Source organism: Halomonas citrativorans, assembly GCF_900163645.1.
Taxonomy (GTDB): Bacteria; Pseudomonadota; Gammaproteobacteria; order Pseudomonadales; family Halomonadaceae; genus Vreelandella; species Vreelandella citrativorans.
On record NZ_FUKM01000013.1, the window covers coordinates 51,971 to 60,738 of the forward strand.

At 53.3% G+C, this 8,768-nt stretch carries 7 protein-coding genes; 1 reads left to right on the forward strand and 6 read right to left on the reverse strand.

Going from position 1 to position 8,768, the window contains the following annotated elements; translation table 11 throughout:
• Nucleotides 1-107: 107 nt before the first annotated feature.
• The 4 genes from CZ787_RS03290 to zwf form a co-directional block, all read right to left on the reverse strand.
• The gene (locus CZ787_RS03290) at nucleotides 108-1,703 is read right to left on the reverse strand and encodes a solute:sodium symporter family transporter (RefSeq protein ID WP_087106155.1); all 1,596 of its coding nucleotides are present in this window, start codon (nucleotides 1,701-1,703) and stop codon (nucleotides 108-110) included.
• Between the two features lie 281 nt (nucleotides 1,704-1,984).
• Complete coding sequence (locus CZ787_RS03295) at nucleotides 1,985-2,647, reverse strand: bifunctional 4-hydroxy-2-oxoglutarate aldolase/2-dehydro-3-deoxy-phosphogluconate aldolase (RefSeq protein ID WP_087106156.1); 663 nt, start codon at nucleotides 2,645-2,647, stop codon at nucleotides 1,985-1,987.
• 34 nt (nucleotides 2,648-2,681) lie between these two features.
• A complete protein-coding gene (gene pgl, locus CZ787_RS03300; protein ID WP_087106158.1) occupies nucleotides 2,682-3,347 on the reverse strand; it encodes a 6-phosphogluconolactonase in 666 nt (221 codons plus the stop codon).
• A gap of 1 nt (nucleotide 3,348) precedes the next feature.
• Nucleotides 3,349-4,854, reverse strand: a complete 1,506-nt coding sequence (gene zwf, locus CZ787_RS03305; protein ID WP_087106160.1) for a glucose-6-phosphate dehydrogenase — start codon at nucleotides 4,852-4,854, stop codon at nucleotides 3,349-3,351.
• 352 nt (nucleotides 4,855-5,206) lie between these two features.
• Between zwf and CZ787_RS03310 the strand changes: the two genes are divergently transcribed.
• Nucleotides 5,207-6,697: a TrkH family potassium uptake protein gene (locus CZ787_RS03310; protein ID WP_087106162.1), complete on the forward strand. Its 1,491-nt coding sequence runs from the start codon at nucleotides 5,207-5,209 to the stop codon at nucleotides 6,695-6,697.
• On the opposite strand, the gene CZ787_RS03315 is transcribed toward CZ787_RS03310, so the two are convergent.
• Both CZ787_RS03315 and CZ787_RS03320 read right to left on the reverse strand, forming a co-directional pair.
• Nucleotides 6,694-7,416 carry a response regulator gene (locus CZ787_RS03315; RefSeq protein WP_087106164.1) on the reverse strand — a complete coding sequence of 241 codons (723 nt, stop codon included), beginning with the start codon at nucleotides 7,414-7,416 and terminating at the stop codon, nucleotides 6,694-6,696. The genes CZ787_RS03310 and CZ787_RS03315 overlap by 4 nt on opposite strands.
• Nucleotides 7,406-8,768, reverse strand: a 1,363-nt coding sequence (locus tag CZ787_RS03320; protein WP_328514765.1) for an ATP-binding protein, incomplete at its 5' end; no start/stop codon positions are given. The genes CZ787_RS03315 and CZ787_RS03320, both read right to left, overlap by 11 nt.

Here is an 8,768-nt window from a genome sequence, read left to right on the forward strand (position 1 = left end):
AAAACGATAAGGCCCCGCTAGTTGATACTAACGGGGCCTTTCTGTTACTGGGCTATTGATGACAGCGCTATTGCTAACAGGGCTATCTTTCAGCGCCCTATCGGCAATTATCCAGCAAAGCTTATATAAATAATGATCACTAAAATGATCAGCGCGACACCTGAGGGTAGTGCACCTTTCCAGGGCGTTAAATCAACACCGCCGACATGCTCCTGTACCCAGTCCGTTTCGCGCGGACGTAGCTTACCAACAATCAGCATCATCACCACTAACAAGGCAAACACCAATGCGACGAAGTGGAACTCATTCATAATCTCAGGCAAGAGATTAAATGGCGGCACAAAGTAACCAGCCGCGATCAATAAACAGCCGCCCACCAGCGCTATTTTGGCGGCCATGGGAGGTACCCGTTTGGTCAGTAGCCCCACCAGCACAACAGCCAGAATAGGAATAAAGTAAATGGCGTTCATCTTCTGCAGGTAGCCGAATAGACTATCCTGCCCGGCCAGAAGTGGCGCGATAATCATGGTAATAATCGCCATGAACCAGCCAAAGATCTTGCCCGATTTAACAATCTCCTGCTCAGTAGCGTCTTTATTCAGCACGCCTTTATAAATACCCAGGCTGAAAATGGTGGTGGTGCTATTAAGCGCGGAGTTAAACGAGGACAGGATCGCCCCGACCATAACCGCCGCAAAGAAACCCGTTAAATAAGGCGGTAGAACGTTAAACACCAAATGCCCGTAGGCTTCATCAGCCTGCACCCCCTGATCAGCATACAGGTTATAGGCAATAATACCTGGCAGCACGAGATACAGCGGGCCAAGCAGTTTAAAAAGCCCTGTCAGCAGCACACCCTTTTGGCCTTCGGCCAGGTTTTTGGCGGCAAGCGTTCGCTGGATAATCTGTTGATTCGTGCTCCAATAAAACAAGTTAATCAGAAAGACCCCGGTAAACAGCGTGAAGAACGGCACCTGCTGCTCTGAGCCACCAATCGAGTTGAGCTTATCCGGGTCGCTCTGCTTAAGAATGCTCCAGCCTTCCATGATGCCCGTACCGCCACTCACCGCTTGAAGGCCAAAATAGACGACCACAAAACCGCCCACTAACAGCCCAATACCGTTCAGCGTGTCGGAAACGGCAACCGTACGTAGCCCGCCAAATAGGGCATAGATCGCACCGATAATGCCCACGATCCATACGGTTAGCCAAAGCAGTGTGCTTGATGACTGAATACCGGTTAGCCCTTGCAGATCCAGCATCCCCTGCAAGCCAATCGCACCAGAATAGAGAATGATCGGCAGCAAAATAACGGCATAGGCAATAAGGAAAATGACGTTGGTGATCAGCTGGGTGCCTTTATCAAAGCGGATTTCCAGCAATTGCGGCAGTGTAGTAATACCGCTTTTTAAAAAGCGCGGCAGGAAAAACAGCGCCAGCGCGACCAACGCGATAACTGCAACGACTTCCCATGCCATAACGCTTAGCCCATCGGCAAACGCAGCCCCGTTTAGGCCTACCATCTGCTCAGTGGAGAGGTTGGTCATTAGCAACGAACCCGCAATCAGCGGGAAGGTCAGCGAGCGCCCTGCCAGGAAGTAACCAGTGGTACTGGAGTGATCATCCCGGCGTGTAATACGCCACGTAATAAAAGCGACCAGCCCTGTAAAAAACAGGAAAGACGCCAGGGTCAGCATATGCATGTTGGCTTGCTCCATTATTTAGTCATCGTGTTGTACATGCGCAGTGCGAATAAATGTCTGACATATCTCCGAGGAGATTCTAACGGAGCGGTGGATTAACGTTTATCCCCCTTTGGTCTTACCTAACGTGTTATTTTGCATAAAAAAACCGGGCAACATGACGTTGCCCGGTGATAAGACAGGAAGACCTTCAGAAATCGCCTAAACCTGTGGATAGCCCTTGAAATAGCCTTTGGAATAGTCCTTAAAATAGCTTTGGGCGTACAAATCCAGGCGCTCCATTAATGATGAAAACGTTCGGCGGCTTCCTGAGCCAATTTGCGAATGCCTTCCCAATCTTCGGCTTCAACCAACCTGGCGGGCGTGAGCCAAGAGCCACCTACGCACATGACGTTGGGCAGTGACAGGTAGGATGCCGCATTCTCGACCGTGATGCCGCCCGTGGGGCAAAACTTCGCGCCTGGGATCGGAGCACCAAAGGCCTTGAGTGCTTTAACGCCACCGCTGGACTCCGCCGGGAAGAACTTGAAGCGGCGATAACCGAACTGCCAGCCGGTCATCAGCTCTGATATGGTCGAAACACCCGGCAGCATGGGTACCGAGCTTTCGATACCGTAACGATAAAGTGCTTCGGTCGTGCCCGGCGTTACTACAAAATCAGCACCTACCTCTTCGGCCTGGCGATACTGAGCGGGAGTTAGTACGGTACCCACACCGATGCTTGCACCGGGTAACGCTTCACGCATGCGCTTAATGGCTTCCAGCGCACAGTCGGTACGCAGAGTGATTTCGAGAACCGTTAAACCGCCCTCTACCAGGGCCTTTCCAAGCGGCACGGCATCTTCAAGGCGGTCAATGGTGATCACCGGAATCACTTCCGCTTTAAGGCAAATACTGTCAAGTTCGGCGGTACGCGTTGAAGGTAACTGTTTATCTATAGACATCGTAAGTCTCCGGAGATCTATTATTAATTGATTGTTAAGGTGCCCAGTAAATAGCCAAGGGGCATGACAAAAAGGCACGTATTGGCAATTGCCGCACATCATCGCCGTTCAAGGCATTGGCCAGTACGGCACGCTTATCGTCACCGGTAATATGTAAAATATGCCGGTGTGCCTGGTGTAGCCGGGAAGCTGAAAAGGTGATCCGCGGCTGTGGCTGACTAGGGGTTCGCACCGCTACCAGCGGCTCGTCAGTAGAAAGCGCTAACCCCAGTTCCTGGCTATCCGGGAACAGCGAGGCTGTATGGCCATCCCCACCCATACCAAGTATCACCACGCTGGCTGGCCAGCTAAGCGATGCGGTCTGTTCGGCTACCGCCGCGACGCCCTCTTCAGGCGTCGATGCTTCTGCGGTTAGCGGCACGAAACGCGCCGCTGCGGCATCGCCTTGCAGCAGGTTTTCACGCACCAGTTTGGCGTTGCTGTCGCTGCTTTGTTCATCTACCCAGCGCTCGTCCGCCAGAGTGATATCGATACGCGACCAGGCTAGCGGCTTGGCGGCCAAGGCTTTAAAAAAAGGCACCGGGGTCGAGCCACCGGACACGACCAGAAGCACGCGCTCCTGGCGGTCTAGATCTTCACTCAAGGCCTGCGCGACCGCTTCGGCTAGCTGTTCCGCCAGTTTTTGACGTTGTTGGCTCATGTTAATAATCCTCGTACCAGCTGCGGCCATCCTGGGTAATCATCGCAATGGAGGCAACCGGCCCCCAAGAGCCCGCCGGATAACGCCGCGGTGGCGTTTCACGACTCTGCCAACCGGCAATTAACTGATCGCACCAGCGCCAAGCGTGCTCCACCTCATCACGGCGTACAAACAGATACTGTTGGCCTTTCATGACTTCAAGCAAGAGGCGCTCATAAGCATCGGGAATACGTGATTTAGGGAAGGCACTATTAAAATCAAGATGTAAGGGCCCTGGGCGCAAACGCATGCCTTTATCCAGGCCACTGTCTTTGGTAAGTACTTGTAGGGCAATCCCCTCTTCCGGCTGAAGGCGAATAATTAACTTGTTGGAAGCAATATCGCGCTGGTCCGGATCAAAGATATAGTGCGGCTGCTGGCGGAAATGGATCACAATTTGCGAAAGCTTTTCGGGCATCCGCTTACCGGTGCGAAGATAAAAAGGCACGCCCGCCCAACGCCAGTTAGACACCTCGGTTTTCATCGCAACAAAGGTTTCCGTCTGACTCTGGGTATTAGCGCCCTCTTCCTCCAGGTAACCAGGCACCGCTTGGCCATCGCTGGTGCCGGCAATATATTGTCCACGTACTACATCGCGCCCTAACGCCTCCCCTTTAAAAGGTTTCAGCGCTTTCAACACTTTTACCTTTTCATCCCGAATGGCATCCGCGTCCAGGTTGGAGGGTGGGTCCATGGCGATCAGACATAACAGCTGCAGCAGGTGGTTCTGCACCATGTCACGCAGCTGGCCTGCATCATCAAAATAGCCCCAACGCCCCTCAATACCGACCTTTTCGGCCACGGTAATCTCAACGTGGGAAATATGGTTCTGGTTCCACTGAGTACCGAAGAGCGGATTGGCAAAGCGCAGTGCAATCAGGTTCTGAACCGTTTCTTTACCCAGATAGTGGTCAATTCGGTATACACGCGACTCAGGAAATACGGCGCCAATGGCATCGTTGATCTGTTCAGACGATGTCAGATCGTAGCCAATTGGTTTTTCAACGACGACCCGGGAGTCCTCATCCAGGCTTCCACTGGCTTGAAGATGGTGACAAATATCGCCATAAATACGCGCGGCAACAGAAAGGTACACCACCATCGGTTGTTTTGAGCCTTCTCGCCATTCGCGAATGGCTTCAAAGCCCTCTTCTGTGGAAAAGTCGAGCTGACGATAATCCAGACGATTTAGAAAGCGCTCAAAACTTGAGTCCTCTAGCTCGCTGCTTTTGAGCCGTTTACGCAATGCGCCGCCAACCTGTTGCCTGAAGGACGCCACATCGTGCTCCTGACGCGCCAGCCCCATAATGCGTGTGCTTTCCGGCATCAGGCCTTCACGGTCAAGATGATATAAAGCAGGAAACAGCTTGCGCATGGCGAGGTCGCCCAACGCCCCGAAAAGCGCTAGATCAATGGCATGGTCACGTTCACCTAATGGGGCGCCTGGGGAGGCATATGACTGGCTCATCTCTGCTCCTATTTATTATCCACGACCATCTACGTGGTTAGATTACCTAAAATCTATCTAAAAAAAGGCATCATGCGCAATATTTAATGTAATTTTACTACAATAAAATATTTTTGGAGCGGTTCGACGCGCTTTTATTTCGCTATAACCACACTCTACGTGCTTGATAGCACCTGCTGCTACCACTTGCTAACACCTCTACGCTCTACGCTTGGATAGCGAGACAATAAACGTACTGCTGCCCTACACTAGCCGAGCAAAAGAATCACATTTTAGTTTGTTTTTACGTACTTTTTATACGTCGATATGGTGTGATATGCAGGCACTGACGCGTTTAATAAGCAGGCTCTCCATGCACCTTTCGGCACTAGCGTTATATCGTAACAATGAGCTTTATCGGCACTGGGCACCTATTCTGAAAATTCTTTCGATGCTTTGGATGGTACTCGCGTTGTTTATGCTGGTGCCCTGCGCCGTGCTATTACTTGAGCGCGAGCCTGATACACAAGCATTCGGAGTCTCCATCCTGGTGATTTTGTCCATGGTCGCGCTGATATGGTTGCTTACCTACCGAGTGCCGTTGGAGCTAAAACCCTGGCAAATGTTCATTCTCACCGTTACTAGCTGGACCAGTATCAGCGGCTTTGCAAGCCTGCCTTTAGTGCTAGGCGCGCCACAATTAAGCTTTACCAATGCAGTATTTGAGTCTGTGTCCGCGATCACCACGACCGGCTCAACAGTAATGGTAGATCTCGACTCACTGTCCGACGGTTTAAAGCTATGGCGCGGCTTAATGCAATGGATGGGAGGCATTGGCATTATCGTAACGGGTATTGCTATTCTGCCCTTCTTAAAAGTAGGCGGCATGCGCCTGTTCCATACTGAATCATCCGACTGGTCGGACAAAGTGATGCCGCGCACCGGCGGCATTGCCAAAGCAACGCTGGGAATCTATATCGGCTTTACGCTTTTTGCCATCGTGAGCTACGGGCTGGCGGGTATGACGCCGATTGATGCCACCGTGTATGGAATGACCTCCATAGCCACCGGCGGCTTTGCCAACTCGGACGCCTCCTTTGGCATTTATGCCGACAAGCCTTGGCTTTTATGGATGGGCAGCCTGTTTATGCTGAGTGGGGCGCTGCCCTTTGTGCTCTATATCCGGTTTTTGCGTGGTTTTAAAAGTGCACCATGGAAAGACCAGCAAGTGCAGGGCCTATTAAAATTGTTGCTAGCCGCTATCATGATGCTTAGCGTATGGCGCATTTTTCACGGTACGCCTGTGTTTGAAGCCTTTACCCATGTAACGTTTAATGTCATATCAGTCGTCACCACGACGGGCTACGCTTCGCAGGACTACAGCTTGTGGGGTGCGCTTCCTGTCGTCGCTTTTTTCTACCTGACTTTCATAGGCGGCTGCAGTGGCTCTACCAGTGGCGGTATGAAAATTTTCCGGCTACAGATCGCCACTCTGATGTTGCGCAACCAGCTCCGCTATCTGATTCATGCCAACGGCGTGTTCACCACGCGCTATAACCAGCAGCCAGTGACCAACGATATCTCCCGTGGGGTCGTGGCCTTCTCGTTTTTCTTCTTTATTACCATTGCTCTGCTGGCATTAAGCTTGGCGGCACTTGGGCTGGATTTCATCACCGCCCTGTCGGGCGCCGTTACCGCGGTGACTAACGTGGGGCCGGGGCTTGGAGATGTAATCGGACCTGCTGGGAATTTTGCGCCCTTGCCGGATACTGCCAAATGGTTGTTATGTATTGGCATGCTGATGGGACGTTTGGAAATTCTGACGGTCGTGGTGCTGCTTACACCGATGTTCTGGCGCCGCTAATGGGTAATAAGGCGTTCAGGCTCCACAAGTAGACGATAGCCCACTCCCGCCTCGGTCTGTAGAAGCGTCGGTGCTTGCGGATCGTCGCCCAGTTTCTGGCGCAAGCGACTTACCACAATACGCAGGTAGTGTGTATTGTCCACGTGTGAGGGTCCCCATATTTCCTTTAGCAGTTGAGTTTGGGTAATAACCCTACCTGCATACCGGCACAGGCGCGCCAGTACGTCAAACTCCTTACGAGTCAGATGTACCGGTGACTGGTTCAACGTTACCTGGCGCAGATCAAGGTCTATATCAAGCCCTTGGCTTGCGTATCGGCTGGCAACGGCTTCCCCCTTGGCTCTGTATGCTTGGCGCTGCACAGCACGAATCCGCGCGAGCAGTTCCTGAATACCGAAGGGCTTGGTGACATAATCGTTGGCGCCATTATCCAACGAATTTACCTTCTCCTCCTCACGATCACGCACGGATACCACAATCACCGGCACGCTACTGTGTTCGCGAATACTGCGCAATACGTCCTGACCATCTATATCGGACAGCCCTAGATCAAGCAACACCACGTCTGGCGACTGGGTATACACCGCGCCCAGTGCCTGCTCGCCATTCTCTGCCTCCAATACGGCATATCCTTGTGAAGCCAAGCTGATACGTAGAAAGCGCCGGATCTGAGGCTCGTCGTCAACTATCAGAATACGTCCGCAGCTTTCACTCTTCATCGGCTCTCCTCGCATCGCTGCCTTCCAGTGGCAGGGTAATAATGATGGCGGTACCCCGCCCGTTTTCTCCAGTATCGGCACTGATCGTACCGCCGTGCGCGCCGATCATGCCGCGACAAATCGCAAGGCCTAAGCCGCTGCCATGGGCACTGCGGTCTCCATCGCCACCACTGTAAAACATATCGAATACCTGCTCGCGCAGCTCAGAAGAAATACCCGGCCCCTGATCCTCGATAGTGATCACCAGCGTCGCGGTCTCGCCTTCACGCAGATGCGCCTTGATATAAAGCTCCCCACCCGGCGGTGAAAATCGCTGGGCGTTATCCAGCACGTTGACCAGGGCCTGCTCGACCAGCGCCGGATGAACGTACAGAAGCGGCAATGACGCGGGCCACGTGCGGCGCATCGTTACGTGCTTCAGGGAGTGCCCCAAACGCTTTACCGCCGAGTTGATCAAGTCATCGAACGTCACCCAGTCGCGCTCGATCTTGAGCGTACCGTGCCCAAGGCGCGTCATGTCCAGAAGGTTCTGGATGTAGCGGTTGAGCCGTTCGCTCTCGGATAGAATACCATCGAGCAGCTCGCGCTGGTCGCCGTCGCTTAGCTGGGGCCTGAGTTCAATCAGCGAGCTGGTCGCCCCGATAATGGAGGCAAGTGGCGTACGTAGATCGTGGGAAACCGACGAGAGCAGCGCAGAGCGCAAGCGCTCGTTCTCTTCCGACACTCGTGTGACGTTCAGCTCAGCCACCAAGCGGGTACGCTCCAGCGCCATGCTCAGCTGACGCAACAGCGTACCCATCAACGCCTCCTGCTCGTGGCCAAGCGTTGTTGGGCTTGCCGACAGTTTGAGCGCCAACATTCCTACACGCTGCCCCTGTACCGTCAACGGTATCAAACGCCAGGCCTGCTGGCTAAGCGTCTGCGTGTCTCGCCCGCTGGGTTTCTGATGCTGCCAACTCCATACTGCTGCCTGTCGAGCGGTGATATCCAAGTACTCAGAAGCCGGAAGCGCATGCATCACGCGCACTTCGCTGGCACTTTCGGCACTTTCGATAAAGGCAGTGGGCACCGCAAAGCAACCCACAAGGGTATCAACACCCACTTTTGCAACGCTGCCACTATCCGCCGCCATGGAGAGCTGCTCGGCATAGCGTAGCAGCAGCTGGGTCTGGTCACGGCTTGCCCGTAGCGCCATCAGACGCTGACGGCCTCGCCCGGCAAGCTGGCCTACCACCAGTGCCACCAGAAAGAACAACACCACGGTCAGCAGTTGGCCGCGCTCCACCATTGCAAAAGTTAGGGAAGCTCTGAAAAAGTCACTGCCATCAGCGATAATACGGCTATCGTCAACT